Below are 17,385 nucleotides of genomic sequence, written 5' to 3'. Positions count from 1 at the left end.
ATCAATGTCCTGCAAGCTGATGGAGCGCGGTAATGACGCGGGTTGTGTCGTCATGAGTCATGTCCGGGAAAAGTGGGAGAGAACAAATACGCGCGCTGTTCCATTCAGAATGCGGGAGCGATACATCAGGAAAACGCTCGCGGTAGTATTTTTGGGTGTGTGCTGCGCGGAAATGCAGGCCAGTGCCGATGCCCTTCTCCTTCAGGGCCGCCATCAGGTTATCGCGGGAGATCCCGCAGCGGGCTTCATCCACGCGAATAATAAACAGGTGCCAGGCGTGCACATGCGGCCATGATGGAATAGTGAGCGGCTGGAACGGCGTGTCGGCCAGCTCGCGCAGGTAGCGTTCGGCGATGTCCTGACGGCGTTTATTGGCCTGTTTCAGTTTGCCCAACTGCACCAGCGCCAGCGCGGCGTTGATATCCGCGAGGTTGTATTTAAAGCCGGGCGCGATCACTTCGGCCTGCGGCGCGCGGCCGTGGGTCTGGCGGTCATAGGCATCGACGCCCAGACCGTGGAATTTCAGGCTGCGGATTTTTTGTGCCAGCTGTTCGTCATCCGTCACCACCAGACCGCCCTCGGCGCAGGTCATGTTTTTAATGGCGTGGAAGGAGAAAATTGCCGTGCCCTGCCAGCCCACGTGACGGTCTTTGTAGTACGTGCCCGCGGCGTGTGCCGCATCTTCGATCACCGGAATACCGTGACGTTCCCCCACCGCGCGGATAGCATCGATATCACACGGCGCACCGGCGTAATGCACCGGGATAATCGCTTTGGTACGCGGCGTAATCGCGGCGTCTACCGCGTCCGGGGTGACCATCAGGGTATCTTTGTCCACATCGATCATCACCGGGTTTGCCCCCAGCAGAACGATCATATTCAGCGTGGAGACCCAGGTCAGGGAGGGGGTGATGACGTCATCGCCAGGGCCAATACCCAGCGCCATCAGGGTGACGTGCATCCCGGCCGTTGCCGAACTGACGGCAATGGCGTGGTGATTCCCGGTCAGCTGACAAAATGCCTCTTCAAGCGCCTGATTTTTCGGCCCGGTCGTGATCCAGCCAGAGGTTAATACCTCCTGCAACGCCGCGATTTCCTCATTACCCATTGAGGGGCGGGAAAAAGGCAAAAAATCACTCATCATTAATTTCCTTGCAATAAGAATGGCATGCTTTTGATATTAACCAATTAGCGGACCGTTTATTTCAACGGTTCATAAACTCATATCAAGGTAGCGCTCATTTCTTAGGGAAAAATTAAGAGAGGGAATTAAAATGTTTTCACATGAATATAAATATCTTTAAAAACATAAAGTTATAAAATTATGAATTATTTATTTTGTGACAGCACTCAATTTTTTCAAAATGTAACGTTTAAACCAAAGCTCAACAAACAAAAAAAATCCCGGTTATTTCTTTAAAAACAGAAATAACCGGGAACTTTTCTTTTTAGTTAATTGTCGCGCTTATTTTAAATTATTTGGGAAGTCAGCGGGCAATTCATTGGCCGCACACGCAATTACGCTGTCATCGTTGGCCCCACAGTCGCGCACGAAGGTAATGGTGGCAAATTCATCAATCACTTCTGTTGGATAGGCCGGACCTGCATCGCGATAGCTGTTCATCAGTGGAATGTGATCGTTCTGGAAGCAGACGGTTTTTTCCGGGTTGTTCATGACCCAACGCGGGAAGAAGATAGTGCCATGGAACAGTTTGTCCCCAAGGTTCACAATCAGGCTAACGTCGGTGCCGGTGGGTTCAGTCCAGGAAATTTTATAAATACTCTCACCTACGCGAACAACATACACCTGCTGATCTTTTACCCAACGATTCCCCACCAGGCCGCTGTGAATACGGTAGTCGATGGTATTTTCATTTTTGATATAAATCTCGTAGTTCCAGCCATTATCGTAGGTATAAACCAGATGTTTGCCGATGAAGCCACTTAAGTCGTGTTTGTCGAAGGTGCTCATATAATGTCTCCTTTGTTTTGATGAGACGATCCTACCCCTTCAAAAAATGAATGAATAACGCTATGTTTGAATCAAATTCATCCAAATTTTAGATTGATTATGCACAAGACGACGCTCGAACAATGGTCCTTGCTGGAGAAGGTGGTGGATGCGGGCAGTTTTGCCAGAGCCGCGGAAGAGACGCACCGCAGCCAGTCTTCCGTCAGCTATAACCTGGCGCTACTGCAGGAACGGCTGGGGGTGGCGCTTCTGGTGCAGGAAGGCCGTCGGGCGGTGTTGACCCCTGCCGGGGAACTGCTGCTCAACCAGGTCAAACCGCTGCTGAAAGCCTTCGCGTACGTTGAGACACGCGCGCTTACCCTGCGTAACGGAATGCGCACGCGGCTGGATCTGGTGGTGGACAATATCTTTCCCCGCCGTCGTCTGTTTGCCATCCTGCGTCAGTTCCAGCAGCAGTATCCGCAGACTCAGGTCCGTCTCACCGAAGTGCTGGAAAATACCCGCGCCGATGCCATCAATGATGAAGCCGATGTGATGGTCTTAACCCGCCGCCAGGATATGACCGGGCTTGGCGAATGGCTGATGAATATCGACTTTGTTGCCGTGGCCCATCATCAGCATCCGCTCTTTCAGCTCGACGCGCCGCTGAACGACGACATGCTCCGCCCGTGGCCGCTGATTAAAATTGCGGACAACCAGACCGCGGCGCACTCCGCCAGTGGCTCGTGGACCTTTTCCACCATTGACGCGGCCATTGAGGCGGTGATGTCGCAGGTGGGTTACGGCTGGCTGCCGGAGGAGCGCATTCAGACTCAGCTGGAACAAGGGGTACTGAAGATGCTGCCGCTCAGCCATGGCGTGCGGCGAGCCACGCCGCTGCACCTGATTGTGAAGCGCTCGCTTAGCCCGCTGGACGAACAGGTTGAGACGCTATTGCGCCTTTTTAGCCAGGAGCCGTCATCGTCACCTGCTACGCTTTAAGGTCCGAACGTTAAAACGATAAGGAGCAGATGATGAAAATCGACTTTACGGGGAAAGTGGCGCTGGTCACCGCCTCAACGGGTGGAATTGGCTTCGCCATTGCCAGAGGGCTGGCAGAAAGCGGTGCGGAAGTGATCGTCAATGGCCGCAGTACCGAGTCGGTGAATAAAGGTATTCAGCAGCTGCAGCAGGTGGTGCCGGGCGTGCAGGTGCGTGCCGCGATAGCCGATCTCAGCACGCCGGAAGGGGTCGAGTCGCTGCTGAAGGTGGCGAACAACGTGGACATTCTGGTCAACAATGCCGGGATTTACGGGCCGCAGGATTTCTATGCCACCGACGATGACACCTGGGAACGTTACTGGCAGACCAACGTGATGTCCGGCGTGCGTCTCTCCCGCGCGCTGCTTCCCGGCATGGTGAAGAAAGGCTGGGGCCGCGTGGTATTTATCTCCTCCGAGTCGGCCTGCAATATCCCGGCGGACATGATCCACTACGGCGTGACCAAAACGGCACAGCTCTCGCTGGCACGCGGGCTGGCGAAGTTCGTGGCGGGTAGCGGCGTGACGGTCAACAGCGTATTGCCGGGGCCGACGATGTCTGACGGATTCGCAGAGATGATGAAAGACGAGATCGAGAAGACCGGTAAATCGCTGGAACAGCTGGCAAAAGAGTTTGTGATGGCCAACCGCCCCAGCTCGGTGATCCAGCGAGCGGCCACGGTTGAAGAGGTCGCCAATATGGTGGTCTATGTCTGCTCAGCGCAGGCCTCCGCCACGTCTGGCGCGGCGTTGCGCGTCGACGGTGGCGTGGTGGATGACATTATCTGAGTGGCTCAGGCCGCAAGAATGAGAAAAAAAGCGTGAGGTTTAAGGACTGTGGCGCCAAAGCAGGTAAACTAACGAGCAGAATGTGTATTTCAGCTAAGACGTATTTATGACCAATATGATTGCCGACGAGACCGTGGCCAAATCTAACGTGCTCTCTGTCTTCGACTTTGATGGAACGTTAACACACCACGACAGCTTCATCCCTTTCCTGCGTTTTGCCTTCGGGAAACGTTACTTCGCGGGACGACTGGTGCGTATGGCATTGCCGACGCTCCACTGCGTACGCCGCAAGCTAACGCGTGATGAGCTAAAAGAGGTGCTGATCAAAACGTTCCTGACGGGGGTGGATGAACACTGGTTACGTCAGCAGGCGGAAGCGTTTTGCGAAAAATACTGGAACAAGCTGATGCGCCCCGAGGGGGTGCTGGCGGTGGCGGCGGAGGTGAACTCTGGCGCGGAAGTGACCATCTGTTCCGCCTCTCCGGCACTGGTGCTCCAGCCGTGGGCTGACAAGCTTGGCATCAAGCTGATTGGCACACAACTGGAAGTGAAAGACGGTAAGCTGACCGGGCGCATTACCGGCAACAACTGCCGCTGCGCCCAGAAAGTCGCCAGACTGGAAAAGGTGTATGGCAATCTGAACGAGTACCACCTGCGCGCCTGGGGGGATACCCGTGGCGACCACGAGCTGCTGGCCGCAGCGCAGGATCCACACTGGCGGCACTTCCACCCACCGCGCAAGCGCCGCAACTCACCGATTAAGGGTTAGGTGCGGTCTGGTGCCCTCACCCCGGCCCTCTCCCACAGGGAGAGGGAGAAGAGCATCAGGCCTCACGTTTCCCAGGGAACATCACGCTCGCAATAATCCCCAGCGCCAGCACGCCTAATACCACGAACAGACTTGTCGTCGCGCCAATGCTGTAGCCGTGATGCCAGAAGTGATCTGTTGCATTCAACCCGAGCTTGAACGCCACGAAGAACAGCAGCAGGACCACTGCCTTCTCCAGGTGAACCAGATACTGCTTCAGCGCTTCCAGTACGAAATAGAGCGTACGCAGGCCGAGGATGGCAAACATCATGGCGCTGTAGATAATCAGCGGCTCGCGGCTGACGGCGATAATGGCCGGTACGGAGTCAAACGCGAACATCACATCAGACAGCTCCACGACCGCCACGCATAGTAATAATGGCGTCGCGTAACGTTTCGCTTTTTTGACGCGCCCAACCATTACGTCCTGGTTTTCTGGTTTTTCCAGTTCCGCATCCACCTCTTTCTGGGTCAGAATAAAGGCGTGGCTGCTGATTTTCGGCCAGACAGGATAGAAGCGTTTCACCAGGCGATAAGCCAGGTGACCGGAGTAATCTTCAACCTCGTCGCTCTCTTCGTTACGCCTGAGCATCATTACCGCCGTCCAGCCAACGACCAGCGCGAAAATAACCTCCACGTACGGCCCCAGACTCAGCAGGCTGGTCCCAATGGCCACGAAGATACCGCGGAAGACAATCGCCCCCAGCACCCCCCAGTAGAGTACGCGGTGACGGTACTTATCCGGCACGCCGAACCAGGCGAAAATCGCCATCATCACAAACAGGTTATCGACCGAGAGTACCTCTTCCAGCGCGTAGCCGGTGAGGAACAGGCTCGCCATCTCGGCACCGTGGTGAACATACAGGAACCCGGCAAACGCCATCGCCATTGAGAACCAGAAAACGGACCACATTGCGGCACTTTTCAGCGAGACAGGCTTATCGTGACGGTGCATGAAGAGGTCGATAAACATCGCCCCGACAGCCATCACCACAAAGACAACAACGGTTTCCGTCGGGAAACCGAGATGAGCAGTAGACATACACAACCCTTAGAGGCAAAACACAAAAACCATGCAGACTGGCATATGCCAGCAGAGAAAAAGAGTGGTGCTCTGGGCACATCACTCTGAAAAGTAAAAGTTTAAACGTTCTTTTCGGCTGTGTAGAGACATTAAAGTTGTATCCTTTAACCTGAAAAAGACTTTAAAGTTGTAAAGTTTTAAAAAAACACATACAAAACATGATGCTAAGTGTGTATCACACGCTGTTCCAACATTATGCCTTGATGTTCTTGCAGGAACTGCAATTTACAGGAGGAAAAAGGTGTTTTTGTAGTTATCTGGCGTTACGTGACAGTGTTGGTCAGATACTTCCACCTCTTCAGAGTTAAAGTTTGATATATGGGAAAAAAAACGCTCCCGGACGGGAGCGTAAGCCAGTGACTTCGGCGTCAAATGAGGGTCTAACAAGTGGAGCTGCGGGTTAATTCTGGGTGATCTGACTGCGATGCTTATCAGCCTGCTGCTGGTGAACAACGGAAGACTGACCATTATTCGCCTTCTCATGTACAGCTGCGGCCTTCTCATGCTCGCTCATTTCAGAAAATGACTTTGCTGTTTCGTTGGTAGCTCCGGGTTTAGCTTTCATCATTTTTTTATGCATTTCAGCCATGTCCTGGTGGGCAGCAGAATTGCTGTTTTGCATCATGTCATGGGACATTGCGGCCTGATCGTGACTGCTCATATCCATCATTGTCATGCTGTCTCCCTGAATTGCACTTTTTTCAGCAGATGACTGCATCTGGTGGGCAGGTGCCTGTGCATTATTTACCTGGTCATGCATGTTCATTGTCTCTGCAGCCATGGCAGATGAAGCGGCAGCCATAATGGCAACAAATGATACGAGAATCTTTTTCATGGTTGGGTCTCCGGTGTTTACATACCCAAACAATCAATGGCTTATAACAGAGAAAGCAGTTGATCTCAGGGCGGGTTAATCATCACTCCAGGAACCAGGTGATTGTGTTATCACGCTGCTCCTGATTTATGAATAATTATAAAAAACCGCCTCTGTTTATCGCGTGACTGAATGATGACAATTTTGTCACCTTCCAGGTTTCTCCTGAACAACGGGATTAATCCATTAACAGGCGCACTTTGAACACAATTTCACGCCCCTGCTGTTCTGCTGACAGCTCGCCGCCGTGAGCATGAATGATCGACCTTGTAATTGATAATCCCAGCCCCGCGCCTTCCGTGTTGTAGAACCTTGATGAGTCTGCGCGATAGAACCGGTCAAACAAACGTTCCAGATTAGCGGGAACCTGGCCGGACATCGTATTCGTAATCATCACGTTCACACAGTCACTGTCACGCTCAAGGTGTATCGCTGTACAGGTGTTATCGGGAGAATACTTGATTGCATTGGAAAGCAGGTTACTGAAAGCACGTCGGAGCATATCGCTGTCTCCGGCAACAACGCCCTCTCCTTCAACCGTGATTGTCTTTCCTGTTTCGTCTGCCAGGGGCTCGAACAACTCACGTAATTCATTCAGTTCGGCTGCCAGATCCACATCATGTTTATCCAGCCGCAGCAGACCATGCTCTGAACGTGCCAGAAAAAGCATGTCACTGGTCATTCGTGACAACCTTTTCAGTTCTTCCAGGTTAGCGAATAAAATTTCGCGGTAATGCGAAACATCCCTTTCCTTAGCCAGTGCAAACTGCGTCTGCATCATCAGATTACTGACTGGTGTGCGCAGCTCATGCGCGATGTCAGACGAGAAATCTGACAGTTTCCGGAATGCCCCCTCCAGGCGATCAAACATATTATTGAACTCCTGCATGGTCTCAGAGATTTCCGGCGGAGCCAGATCGGGATTTAGACGCTGATCCAGGCTGTGTACGGTCATGGAGGAAGCCAGACTGGTCATTTCCCGTAGCGGTTTCAGACCAATACGTGTGGTCAGCCAGCCCAGAAAAACAGAAATAAAGACCAGACCGATATTGAACCAGAACAGCCAGGTACTGAGTTTGTCCATAAACAGGGTGTGATACCCAGTATCCGTGGCAACCGTAATGATGACATGTTTGCTTTTACCCTGTTCCGGCGTCACGGCAACCCGCCGCGAGATACTGCGGTACACGGTGTTATTTTCTTCCGTCTGGATCATATAGTCGAGAATATCACCCGACTTATTAAGCAGGACCGCTGGAACAACAAAATTTTTGGCATAGAGTTCAACAATTTTTTCATTTTCCATGTTTTTTATAGAAATGAATAAGCCATTGTGCCCCACCATCGCATCGTTTATTTTTTCTGATAATGACTTAATATCCGTTTTGTTCCTGAACGTCTCTGTTTTAAGAAACTCTTCGGTGAGCTGAAGTTTACCTGTCAGAAAATCGCGGTCCTGATTATCGAAATAGCCATTAAGGGTGCTAATCAGGATAAAACTTGATAACCACCATACCGTAAGCATCACCGCAGAAAAAATCAGGCTCAGGCGTGTGGTCAGGGAAATTTTGAACCTCACTCTTCTCTGATCTCCAGGACATATCCGGCACCGCGAACGGTATGGATCAGTTTTGGCTCAAAGTCATCATCAATTTTACTTCTCAGACGTCTCACGGCGACATCAATCACATTCGTATCACTGTCAAAATTCATGTTCCAGACCAGGGACGAGATAAAACTCCTGGGTAACACTTCTCCGGTGCGTTGCAGCAGCAACTCAAGCAGAACGTATTCTTTACCGGTGAGATGGATCTTCTTCCCCGAACGGATCACGGTCCGGCGCACCATATCAACGGTCATATCGGCGATGGTGCAGACTGTTGCGGCCTGCGAGCGTGCCCGGCGCAGTAGGGTTCTTACACGTGCAACCAGCTCCGTAAAATCAAAGGGCTTAATCAGGTAGTCATCTGCGCCAAGCTCCAGTCCTTTCACTTTGTCCCGCACGTTGTCCTTTGCGGTTAAAAACAGGACCGGTTCTTCGTGCCCGGACTCCCTCAGTGCGCTGATGATTTGCCACCCGTCGAGGAAAGGCAGCATCACGTCCAGTATTATCAAATCATACTGTCCCTTCGACGCGGCCCCGAGACCATCGCGGCCATTATTAAAGAGATCGGCCTGATAGCCTTCCTCAACCAGTCCCTGCTGCAGGTAACGACCTGTTTTTTGTTCGTCTTCAACGATTAAAATACGCTGCATGGTCAACTCGCTGATATGAAAGTAAAAATCTCACGCATGAGCTTTGGCTGTCCCCTAGCTGACCTGAGACGGAGCAAGCATTCCGAGCCACGCTACGGCGCCCAGAATGATAATCGCAACAACGAATTCTGTCAGGATGCTGTTTCGCATCAGGGCAACGCTGCGATCATAATTCCCTTCCCTGACCATAACTTCAAGCCGGGGACCCAGGTGAAACCGGTTTGCTGCAGCCAGAAGAAGCATCAGAACAAACAGAGCCGTCTTGGCAAGCAATATCCTCCCCCAGGAACTGTTGAATAAGGGAGTTAAGTTACCCTCAGCAATATACAGATAGTTGACCAGCGCACTCAGGATCAGGGCTACAACAATCACCGTTCCTGCCGTGGCAAATTTTGCCAGGGAGTCAGATATCACAATGACGCTCTGTGCATTATGCTCGTTTCTGCGCATCAGCAGGATAGCAAATGCAACCAGAGCACCTGTCCAGGCACCTGCAGCGCCGAGATGGGTCAGATCGCTCAGTAAATGGAGATAGTAATGCAGACCGTCATGCATAACGGCGTGTCCTCCCCAGGCAAGTGTAGCCAGCGCCACGCCCCCACTCATCGTCATCAGCAGGCAGGACAATACTCTCTTATTAGTGTAAAGGAACAAAGCACCGAGTGTGGTAAACAGGGCACAGAGCCTGACAATCCAGCTAATACCCACATCAGTTTCTTCTATCACCATCTCGATAACATGGATGGATAATTCTCTGAGGTCAGTTACTCCACTCATGGCATTAGATACCAGGAGCATATTAATGCCAGTAAGAATGATGCCTGTAACAACAGCAAAAGTTATAAACGACCTGAAATTAGTCAGGTTATAGGTTTCATGTCTGACACCGCTTATTCCATATATCTGAAAAAATGGCAATCCAAATATTACCATCAAATCCAGATAAAGAAGAAAACGAATAACAATCATAATCAGGTCGTTCATAATATTACTTCACTGTAAAGGTGTAATTACCGGTAATAGGGTGCGTATCTGAAGAAACCGCGCGCCAGTCAACACGATAAGTGCCAGCGGGTAAAGGCTCTCGCGGAATAATGACCATCGATTTAGGGTCAGCGCCTGGCGCCACTTTTGCCGCGACCGGCATCGGAGAATGTGATGACATGCCTTTCATACCCGTCATCGTTAATTTTGCACCTGAGAATTTCACGGTCAGATTTTCCGAGAAATTAAGCTGAATCTTTTCCGGGGCCGCTACGGCTGAATCAGCCTGTGGCACAGAGCTTTTTAATTCCGGATGGGCCATAGCAGAGAAAGCAACGCCCATAACGAGGCCACCTGTAAGAATGGCTTTATTTAAAATCGACATTTTATTTACCTGTTTAGTTGAGTGTTTTATATCAGTGCGTTAAAACCAGATTCTGGCTCCCGCCAGGAATACTACCTGATGGTCTTTCTCACCTTCTCTTTTCGCCATATCGGATGTTTTCCCGTAAAGTTGATTCCAGGAAACGCCTATATAGGGTGCAAACTCACGGCGTATTTCATAGCGCAGCCGGAGCCCCAGCTCTGTGTCAGTCAGTCCCCTGCCGCGACCCCGCGATTCATCATCCTGACTGTAGAAATTCACCTCATAGGATGGCTGGAGTATGAGCCGGTTAGTCAGTAAAACGTCGTATTCTCCTCCCAGACGAAGGGCTGCTTTTCCGCCATTACTGACAAAACCCGTAATTTCAGACTCAAAATTATAGAGTGCCAGCCCCTGAAAACCGACAGCAGCCCAGGTCCGGGCAGAAGCAGGTCTGAAATCCTGCCTGACACCCGCAACCAAATCCCACCATGGGCCAACCGCATGTCCCCAGAGTAACTGCGCTTCAGCCGCCTCCGTTTCCCCATTGCTTCGTTCACCTTCACTCTTTAGCCAAATCCGATCTGTGTCGCCTCCAATCCAGCTGTTAACACTCCAGCTGAAATTGTTGGTGTTATCCGACCGTTGCCATTCCAGTTGATCCAGCAGAACCAGATAATTAATCGCACTGTCGTGAATCGCATGCCCCTGTAAATTGCCGAATGCAGCCTTCCGGTCGGCATCGGTAACAGGCGGAATTGGCGTTCTGCTCTCAGTTACAATGGGCTCCATTGACGTCATCTCAGTGAAATTCTCATCTGCTGGCATCTGCATGGCAGACATGTCGTGCCCGGCGTGGGGATCTGCAGAGACGGAGCCCGCCGCAATAGAAAGCTGTGAGGTAAACAAACCGGCGACCAGAACAGGTATGGCCTTCAAATTTCTCTTCATTCGCATCATTCCTCCACCCGGACTTCACGAAACATTCCCATTTCCATGTGATAGAGCAAATGGCAGTGATACGCCCAGCGGCCAAGCGCATCTGCTGTCACTCTGTAACTGCGTTTTGTACCAGGGGGAACATCTATTGTGTGTTTACGAACCATGAAATTACCGTTTTCATCTTCCAGATCGCTCCACATACCATGCAGGTGAATGGGGTGAGTCATCATGGTATCGTTGATCAGCGTGATCCTGAGCCGCTCACCGTATTTCAGCAGCACCGGTGCGGCATCTGAAAACTTGATTCCGTTAAATGACCAGGCAAACTTTTCCATGTGGCCGGTTAAATGCAGTTCTATGGTACGGCCAGGTTCACGTCCGTCAGGATCCTCAAAGCGGCTTTTCAAATCCGCGTACGTGAGAACCTTTCTTCCGTTATTTCGAAGACCAATACCCGGATCATTTAACTTCGGAGAGACGCTCATCGCCTGCATATCAACCAGTGGGTTATCCGTTTCTGACGCAGGATGACTTTGCATACCCGGCATTCCGGCCATCCGGGAATGATCCATACCGGCCATGCTGCTGTGATCCATGGGCGCGGAGGATGTCCCGCTATCCGGAAGGTCAGCACCGTCCATAGACATCATCTCTCCGCTGTTATCCATGCCTCCCATCTGGCTGTGGTCCATTCCTGCCATATCATGTCCCATTCCCCCCATACCCATATCTTCCATGGTCAACAGAGGACGGGGATCGAGGGGGGGAACGGCAGCACTTAACCCCTCTCTCGTGGCCAGTGTCCCTCGAGCGTAACCGGTCCTGTCCATGGATTGTGCGAAGATGGTATAGGCCTCACCCTGAGGCTCCACAATGACATCATAGGTTTCGGCAACGGCAATCCTGAATTCGTCAACGGTAACCGGGTTTACATACTGGCCATCTGCAGCCACGACCGTCATTTTCAGCCCGGGGATACGGATATCGAAATAGGTCATTGCCGAGCCGTTGATAAACCGTAAGCGTATCTTTTCACCGGGACGGAACAGTCCGGTCCAGTTTTTCAGCGGGGCCTGCCCGTTCATGAGATAGGTGTAGGTGTAGCCACTGACATCCGCGAGGTCAGTCGGATTCATTTTCATTTCAGCCCACATTTTCCGATCGGCAATGGTGGCTGACAGCCCCCTGGTATTCACGTCGCGGAAAAAAGAGCCAACGGTTGGTTTATTGAAATTGTAGTAATCCGACTGTTTTTTTAATTTTTTCAGCAGGCTGTGAGGATTTTCATCGGTCCAGTCAGACAACATGACCACATGCTCACGATCGTAAGTAAACGGTTCTGGCTCCCCGGCATCGATGATAATGGCACCGTATACCCCCTCCTGTTCCTGCAGACCGGAATGGCTGTGGTACCAGTAAGTCCCGTTCTGCTTAACCTTAAAGGTGTAAACGTAGGTATCATCAGGCTCTATGCCCATAAAACTCAGCCCCGGAACACCATCCATATTGGCCGGAAGAATAATGCCGTGCCAGTGAATGGACGTCTGTTCATTAAGACGGTTTTTGACCTTCAGGGTAATGGTGTCACCTTCTTTCCAGCGAAGAACGGGCCCCGGCAGGCCTCCATTGATTGTTTTGGCCTGACGCTCACTGCCCGTGATATTGACGGCCGTTTCACCAATGGTCAGGTCAAACTGAGTACCCTGCAGGGATGCGGCAACTGGCAGGCTCAGACTGGAACGCGCATTGAAACTCCATACGCCAAGACTTCCGGCTACGCCAGAGAGGGTTAACCCCTTCAGGAAAGTTCGTCGAGACGTTTTCAACAGCATGCGCATTCCCTTATTTAAAGTATGGTTACTGACAGAATTCGAGAACCGATTTAAATTAAATTACTGGTTCATCCACTTACAATGAAATGAATCTAGCACACCTTAAGAAACAAATTCATTACAATCGTGTAATGTACATAGCTGTATTACATTTACGTCATCTTCCCCACAGGTTGATTATTTTTATATATGATCATAAGGACATCTTTTATGTACCTCAGAAGGTAATTACACATGAATATATTAATCACGACCACTGCGTTTACAGCTTTATTTTGTGGGGCAGCTTTTGCTCAGTCCAGTGATATTGCCCATGAAGCACATCGATTTGTTAATAATGCCTCAGCCGTCAGTCATGTGAATTCCTCGACGCATGAAAACTTACCGGACAGGGTTAATAAAAACAACACGCCCTCATTCTCTGAAATGAATGAACATGAAAGGGCCATTGTTGCTCATTCATTTATGAACAACAGCGCGTCCTATGCGCATCAGAAAATGATTGAGGAACATAAAAAAATGCTGTCCGGCAGTGATGCAAATTCAAAGACCTCGTCTTCTTCTTTTAACGAACTGAATGCCGGAGAAAAAGCCGCTCTCGTGCATGAGCAGGTCAATAATGCCGGTGCGGAAGCACATCAGACGCAGGCAAGAAAGCTTCGCGGGCTGTATTCGACCAGGTAACTGCAGGCGGGTTAGTGCTTAGCGTCAGGTGCGCAGCAGGGCTTTACTGACGGGTTACGTAGCAGGACATGAGCCCCATATTGCTCTGCCGTAACCTGTTTCAGTCCCGTTAATCATCACCGTCGGGCTGGTCATACAGTTCCCAGAGCTTCAGGAGCAAACGGGAAACAAGATATGTTACAAAAATGACGACCATCAACGGTGCTCCCGATTAACTGACAGATGACACGCCTCCTGAAAACCCCTAGCATACGCCGCAGTGTTCATGCTAACGGCGAATTCCAGTAAATGTATTCTACCGATGTCGTAAAAGAAAATGCCTACCTTTCAGCCACCCGCTCGGGGCTGGAATCGAACGAGATCGCTACTCTTCAGCGCTCCTTGCCTTCCCGGTTTAATCTGCGGCATTTGAAAAAAAATGAATCATTAAAACTCGTACTGCAAAAGAAAGCGGGAAAATCACGTGTCGTGGCCTATAAATTTACGTCCGGTTCATTTAATTACACGGCGTATCGTATATCAGATAAAAAGTTCTATAACCTTTCCGATACTTCCGGGAAAGGCAGTCTCGATTATCCGTTACCGGCCACAGCAAGACTCAGTTCGCCTTTCAATCCTGCAAGACTTAACCCGGTATCGGGAAAAGTGAGTCCCCATAATGGCATTGATTATTCCATGCCCATGAACACGAAAATAGTCAGCGTCATCGACGGAAAAATCACACGGGCCGAATACAACAGTACCATGGGATATTTTGTTGAAGTAACGGGAAAAGCCGGTGTTAAAACTCGCTATCTCCACCTCAATAAAATACTCGTTACTAAAGGGGCCAGGGTTACACGGGGAGGTGCTATTGCGTTATCCGGTAACAGCGGACGTTCATCCGGTCCTCATCTGCATTACGAGCTGGTCATCAATAACAACCCTGTTAACTCTCTGGCGTTCCGGGCAGCGGCACCCGCTGATAACAAACTCGAACAGCATGCCTTTGCGCATGCCAGAGACTACGAACGATACCTGGACTGATAACGGGACCGCGACGCGGCCCCGTCTGCCGGATTAATTTTTTTTATCGTTTTCACTTCCGTGATGTTGATGATCTCCATGCCCTCCGTGGCCGTGGAAAAGATGCATTAGCGGGCAGACCAGCAATAACAGATATGGCCAGTAACCTGCCACATGTGACCAGTGTTCGCGCAGGAGGGCAAATGCCGCGATCGCGGCGACAGCAATAAGCGCATAGGTGGTACTTTTCATACTGGACTCCTTCTGTTCGTAACTGACCCTTCACTCAGTGTTATTTCCCGAGCCTGACACTTTTCAGACGCAACGCATTCACAATGACGCTGACGGAGGAAAGAGCCATGGCCGCCGCCGCAATAACTGGCGACAGCAGTATTCCATACACAGGATAAAGCAGACCTGCAGCCACAGGCACGCCAAGTGCGTTGTAGATAAATGCAAAAAACAGATTCTGACGGATATTTTTCATGGTGATCTCTGACAGATGACGGGCCCTGTTCAGTATCATCAAGTCGCCTTTGAGAAGGGTGACTCCGGCACTTTCAATTGCCACATCTGTACCCGTTCCCATGGCTATACCCACGTCAGCCGCTGCCAGCGCCGGGGCATCATTCACACCGTCTCCGGCCATCGCAACCACATGGCCAGACTCTTTCAGTCGGGTTATCACTGCTTTTTTGCCATCCGGCAGAATTCCGGCTTCAACCTCATCTATTCCCAGTTTCCGTGCGACTGCTTCAGCAGTAAGCTGGTTATCCCCGGTGAGCATAACGATGCGGATCCCCGCCTGACGCAAAGCTTTAAGCGCATCCGGCGTGGTTGTTTTCACGGGATCCGAGATAGCTATCAGGCCTGCAAGGTCCCCGTCTGTGGCCACATAGATAACGGTAGCGCCTTCCATCCGCAACGTATCCGCAACGGCCTTTTGATTATCAATAACTATACTGTTTTCCTGCATAGCCAGTTCATTACCAATAACAACCCGTTGACCTTCGACATCGCCTGAGACACCTTTACCCGACGGTGCATCGAAATGAGTGACTGCGGGTATTGCGATCCCCTTTTCCTGTGCTGCTTTAACTACTGCCATACCCAGCGGATGCTGCGAGCCTTTTTCCACTGCGGCTGTTACACGCAAAAGAGATGTTTCCCCACCCGGATTGAGACTGATAATCCCTGTCACCGTAGGCGAACCTTCCGTGAGCGTGCCTGTTTTGTCGACAACCAGCGTGTCCACTTTTTCAAGACGCTCAAGGGCTTCGGCATTCCTGATTAACACCCCGGCCTGGGCTCCTTTGCCCACCCCCACCATTATCGACATCGGCGTGGCCAGCCCCAGCGCGCAGGGACAGGCAATAATCAGGACCGACACAGCCGCAATGAGACCGTGCGCCATCCTGGGCTCGGGCCCCCAGACAGACCAGATCACGAAAGCAACAACCGCGATAAGTATCACCAGAGGAACAAACCAGCCTGAAACGCTGTCAGCCATTCTCTGGATGGGGGCACGCGAACGCTGTGCATCAGCGACCATCTGAACAATTCGTGAGAGCATTGTTTCATCACCGACTTTCTCTGCACGGATGATGAGACTCCCTGTCTGATTAATGGTCCCCCCGATGACAGGGTCACCCTCCGTTTTGGTAACCGGCATAGATTCCCCGGTCACCATCGATTCATCAACGGTTGTTTTGCCTTCGATCACGATACCGTCGACCGGAATACTCTCTCCAGGTCTGATGCGGAGCTTATCGCCAGGCAGGACATCTTCCGCATTAATATCCGTTTCATGACCGTCATGATCCAGCCGTCTGGCGGTTTTGGGGGCAAGGTTCAGAAGCGCAGTAATGGCGCCTGAGGTTTGTTCCCGTGCCCGCAGCTCAAGAACCTGTCCCAGCAGAACAAGCACCGTAATAACTGCTGCGGCTTCAAAATAAACGGCCACCAGGCCATCCATGTTTCTGAACGATGCAGGAAACCAGGAGGGGAAGACGGTTGCAATGACGCTGTAAACCCAGGCTACGCCGGTCCCCATTGCAACAAGGGTAAACATATTCAGGGAGCGGTTACGTAACGACATTCCGGCCCGGGCGAAGAATGGCCAGCCACACCACAACACGACAGGGGAGGCCAGAAGCAGCTGCAGCCATGTGTTGTACTGTGGCGGTACTGTATTCCTCAACTCGGGAAACAGATGAGATCCCATTTCGAGTACCAGAACCGGAAACGCCAGCAACAACCCCAGCCAGAAGCGTCTTGTCATGTCGTGAAGTTCATCACTCGGCCCCGTGGATGCCGTAGCTACGAGCGGCTCCAGTGCCATTCCACAGACAGGACAGCTTCCGGGACCACTGCGGCGTATCTCCGGGTGCATCGGACATGTCCACACACCTTCAGAATTCTCTTTTTCCGCCTGGTGGTGAGGCTGTTTTATCTGATCAGGGCTGACTTCGTGATGATCGTGGTGATGGTGATGGGAATGTTCACTGGCATCTTCGGTAAGATAACGATCGGGATGGGCTTTAAATTTACTCTCACAGCTGGCGGAGCAGAAATAAAGTTGATGGTCCTGGTATCGAATGCTGCTGTGCGCCCTGTCGGGCAGGATGGCCATCCCGCACACGGGATCTCTCACCTTATGCAATACGTGGCCCTCGTCCGGGGATAATGTCTGCTCAGAAGCAGTCTGGTTGTTGTGTTGCACTGCATTGTCATTTTTCACAGTAACTCTCCTTATGCATACCGAAGCATCTT

Annotated in this window: 17 protein-coding genes; 5 read left to right on the top strand and 12 right to left on the bottom strand. The window is 51.3% G+C overall.

Annotated elements, in window-relative coordinates; all coding sequences use genetic code 11:
- Nucleotide 1: 1 nt before the first annotated feature.
- The gene (gene arnB, locus ACOTZF_RS22755; protein WP_058650531.1) at nucleotides 2–1,141 is read right to left on the bottom strand and encodes a UDP-4-amino-4-deoxy-L-arabinose aminotransferase; all 1,140 of its coding nucleotides are present in this window, start codon (nucleotides 1,139–1,141) and stop codon (nucleotides 2–4) included.
- A 324-nt stretch (nucleotides 1,142–1,465) separates the two neighbouring features.
- Nucleotides 1,466–1,972, bottom strand: a complete 507-nt coding sequence (locus tag ACOTZF_RS22750; RefSeq protein WP_058678240.1) for a phenolic acid decarboxylase — start codon at nucleotides 1,970–1,972, stop codon at nucleotides 1,466–1,468.
- A gap of 99 nt (nucleotides 1,973–2,071) precedes the next feature.
- On the opposite strand from ACOTZF_RS22750, the gene ACOTZF_RS22745 reads away from it, so the two are divergent.
- From ACOTZF_RS22745 to ACOTZF_RS22735, 3 genes are all read left to right on the top strand, one after another.
- Nucleotides 2,072–2,953: a LysR family transcriptional regulator gene (locus ACOTZF_RS22745; protein WP_045294878.1), complete on the top strand. Its 882-nt coding sequence runs from the start codon at nucleotides 2,072–2,074 to the stop codon at nucleotides 2,951–2,953.
- 32 nt (nucleotides 2,954–2,985) lie between these two features.
- Nucleotides 2,986–3,780 (top strand): SDR family NAD(P)-dependent oxidoreductase, encoded by a 795-nt coding sequence (locus ACOTZF_RS22740; protein ID WP_020687718.1) that lies wholly within the window; start codon nucleotides 2,986–2,988, stop codon nucleotides 3,778–3,780.
- Nucleotides 3,781–3,886: 106 nt separating this feature from the next.
- Nucleotides 3,887–4,549 carry an HAD family hydrolase gene (locus ACOTZF_RS22735; RefSeq protein ID WP_013099181.1) on the top strand — a complete coding sequence of 221 codons (663 nt, stop codon included), beginning with the start codon at nucleotides 3,887–3,889 and terminating at the stop codon, nucleotides 4,547–4,549.
- A gap of 55 nt (nucleotides 4,550–4,604) precedes the next feature.
- Here ACOTZF_RS22735 and ACOTZF_RS22730 read toward each other — a convergent pair whose 3' ends face one another.
- From ACOTZF_RS22730 to pcoA, 8 genes are all read right to left on the bottom strand, one after another.
- Nucleotides 4,605–5,630 (bottom strand): TerC/Alx family metal homeostasis membrane protein, encoded by a 1,026-nt coding sequence (locus tag ACOTZF_RS22730; RefSeq protein ID WP_058678241.1) that lies wholly within the window; start codon nucleotides 5,628–5,630, stop codon nucleotides 4,605–4,607.
- A 442-nt stretch (nucleotides 5,631–6,072) separates the two neighbouring features.
- The gene (gene pcoE, locus ACOTZF_RS22725) at nucleotides 6,073–6,507 is read right to left on the bottom strand and encodes a copper resistance system metallochaperone PcoE (RefSeq protein WP_000723069.1); all 435 of its coding nucleotides are present in this window, start codon (nucleotides 6,505–6,507) and stop codon (nucleotides 6,073–6,075) included.
- 217 nt (nucleotides 6,508–6,724) lie between these two features.
- Nucleotides 6,725–8,125, bottom strand: a complete 1,401-nt coding sequence (gene pcoS / locus ACOTZF_RS22720; protein ID WP_129317868.1) for a copper resistance membrane spanning protein PcoS — start codon at nucleotides 8,123–8,125, stop codon at nucleotides 6,725–6,727.
- Nucleotides 8,122–8,802 carry a copper response regulator transcription factor PcoR gene (pcoR, locus tag ACOTZF_RS22715; protein WP_421636204.1) on the bottom strand — a complete coding sequence of 227 codons (681 nt, stop codon included), beginning with the start codon at nucleotides 8,800–8,802 and terminating at the stop codon, nucleotides 8,122–8,124. The genes pcoS and pcoR overlap by 4 nt, the downstream gene beginning before the upstream one ends.
- A gap of 54 nt (nucleotides 8,803–8,856) precedes the next feature.
- Complete coding sequence (gene pcoD, locus ACOTZF_RS22710; protein ID WP_229692861.1) at nucleotides 8,857–9,735, bottom strand: copper resistance inner membrane protein PcoD; 879 nt, start codon at nucleotides 9,733–9,735, stop codon at nucleotides 8,857–8,859.
- Nucleotides 9,736–9,790: 55 nt separating this feature from the next.
- Nucleotides 9,791–10,171 carry a copper resistance system metallochaperone PcoC gene (pcoC, locus tag ACOTZF_RS22705; protein WP_000025662.1) on the bottom strand — a complete coding sequence of 127 codons (381 nt, stop codon included), beginning with the start codon at nucleotides 10,169–10,171 and terminating at the stop codon, nucleotides 9,791–9,793.
- A gap of 39 nt (nucleotides 10,172–10,210) precedes the next feature.
- A complete protein-coding gene (pcoB, locus tag ACOTZF_RS22700; RefSeq protein ID WP_001378118.1) occupies nucleotides 10,211–11,101 on the bottom strand; it encodes a copper resistance outer membrane transporter PcoB in 891 nt (296 codons plus the stop codon).
- Nucleotides 11,102–11,106: 5 nt separating this feature from the next.
- Entirely contained in the window at nucleotides 11,107–12,924 is a 1,818-nt protein-coding gene (pcoA, locus tag ACOTZF_RS22695) for a multicopper oxidase PcoA (RefSeq protein ID WP_000925240.1), read from the bottom strand.
- Nucleotides 12,925–13,158: 234 nt separating this feature from the next.
- Here pcoA and ACOTZF_RS22690 point away from each other — a divergent pair, with 234 nt between their 5' ends.
- Nucleotides 13,159–13,608 carry a copper resistance protein gene (locus ACOTZF_RS22690; protein WP_001023257.1) on the top strand — a complete coding sequence of 150 codons (450 nt, stop codon included), beginning with the start codon at nucleotides 13,159–13,161 and terminating at the stop codon, nucleotides 13,606–13,608.
- Nucleotides 13,609–13,896: 288 nt separating this feature from the next.
- Nucleotides 13,897–14,634 (top strand): peptidoglycan DD-metalloendopeptidase family protein, encoded by a 738-nt coding sequence (locus tag ACOTZF_RS22685; RefSeq protein ID WP_000287501.1) that lies wholly within the window; start codon nucleotides 13,897–13,899, stop codon nucleotides 14,632–14,634.
- 33 nt (nucleotides 14,635–14,667) lie between these two features.
- Here ACOTZF_RS22685 and ACOTZF_RS22680 read toward each other — a convergent pair whose 3' ends face one another.
- Complete coding sequence (locus ACOTZF_RS22680; protein WP_000843494.1) at nucleotides 14,668–14,865, bottom strand: DUF2933 domain-containing protein; 198 nt, start codon at nucleotides 14,863–14,865, stop codon at nucleotides 14,668–14,670.
- A 40-nt stretch (nucleotides 14,866–14,905) separates the two neighbouring features.
- Nucleotides 14,906–17,353 (bottom strand): Ag(+)-translocating P-type ATPase SilP, encoded by a 2,448-nt coding sequence (silP, locus tag ACOTZF_RS22675; RefSeq protein WP_001353604.1) that lies wholly within the window; start codon nucleotides 17,351–17,353, stop codon nucleotides 14,906–14,908.
- Nucleotides 17,354–17,385 lie beyond the last annotated feature (32 nt).

The sequence above is a fragment of the Enterobacter cloacae complex sp. SHL021 genome (genome assembly GCF_049237765.1).
Lineage (GTDB): Bacteria > Pseudomonadota > Gammaproteobacteria > Enterobacterales > Enterobacteriaceae > Enterobacter > Enterobacter cloacae.
This window is presented reverse-complemented; position numbering and strand designations above follow the sequence as displayed.

Excerpts from the sequence above, each read along its gene's own strand:
- arnB (WP_058650531.1), bottom strand. The coding sequence starts at position 1,141 with ATGAGTGATTTTTTGCCTTTTTCCCGCCCCTCAATGGGTAATGAGGAA.
- ACOTZF_RS22750 (WP_058678240.1), bottom strand. The coding sequence starts at position 1,972 with ATGAGCACCTTCGACAAACACGACTTAAGTGGCTTCATCGGCAAACAT.
- ACOTZF_RS22745 (WP_045294878.1), top strand. The coding sequence starts at position 2,072 with ATGCACAAGACGACGCTCGAACAATGGTCCTTGCTGGAGAAGGTGGTG.
- ACOTZF_RS22740 (WP_020687718.1), top strand. The coding sequence starts at position 2,986 with ATGAAAATCGACTTTACGGGGAAAGTGGCGCTGGTCACCGCCTCAACG.
- ACOTZF_RS22735 (WP_013099181.1), top strand. The coding sequence starts at position 3,887 with ATGACCAATATGATTGCCGACGAGACCGTGGCCAAATCTAACGTGCTC.
- ACOTZF_RS22730 (WP_058678241.1), bottom strand. The coding sequence starts at position 5,630 with ATGTCTACTGCTCATCTCGGTTTCCCGACGGAAACCGTTGTTGTCTTT.
- pcoE (WP_000723069.1), bottom strand. The coding sequence starts at position 6,507 with ATGAAAAAGATTCTCGTATCATTTGTTGCCATTATGGCTGCCGCTTCA.
- pcoR (WP_421636204.1), bottom strand. The coding sequence starts at position 8,802 with ATGCAGCGTATTTTAATCGTTGAAGACGAACAAAAAACAGGTCGTTAC.
- pcoD (WP_229692861.1), bottom strand. The coding sequence starts at position 9,735 with ATGGTAATATTTGGATTGCCATTTTTTCAGATATATGGAATAAGCGGT.
- pcoC (WP_000025662.1), bottom strand. The coding sequence starts at position 10,171 with ATGTCGATTTTAAATAAAGCCATTCTTACAGGTGGCCTCGTTATGGGC.
- pcoB (WP_001378118.1), bottom strand. The coding sequence starts at position 11,101 with ATGAAGAGAAATTTGAAGGCCATACCTGTTCTGGTCGCCGGTTTGTTT.
- pcoA (WP_000925240.1), bottom strand. The coding sequence starts at position 12,924 with ATGCTGTTGAAAACGTCTCGACGAACTTTCCTGAAGGGGTTAACCCTC.
- ACOTZF_RS22690 (WP_001023257.1), top strand. The coding sequence starts at position 13,159 with ATGAATATATTAATCACGACCACTGCGTTTACAGCTTTATTTTGTGGG.
- ACOTZF_RS22685 (WP_000287501.1), top strand. The coding sequence starts at position 13,897 with ATGTATTCTACCGATGTCGTAAAAGAAAATGCCTACCTTTCAGCCACC.
- ACOTZF_RS22680 (WP_000843494.1), bottom strand. The coding sequence starts at position 14,865 with ATGAAAAGTACCACCTATGCGCTTATTGCTGTCGCCGCGATCGCGGCA.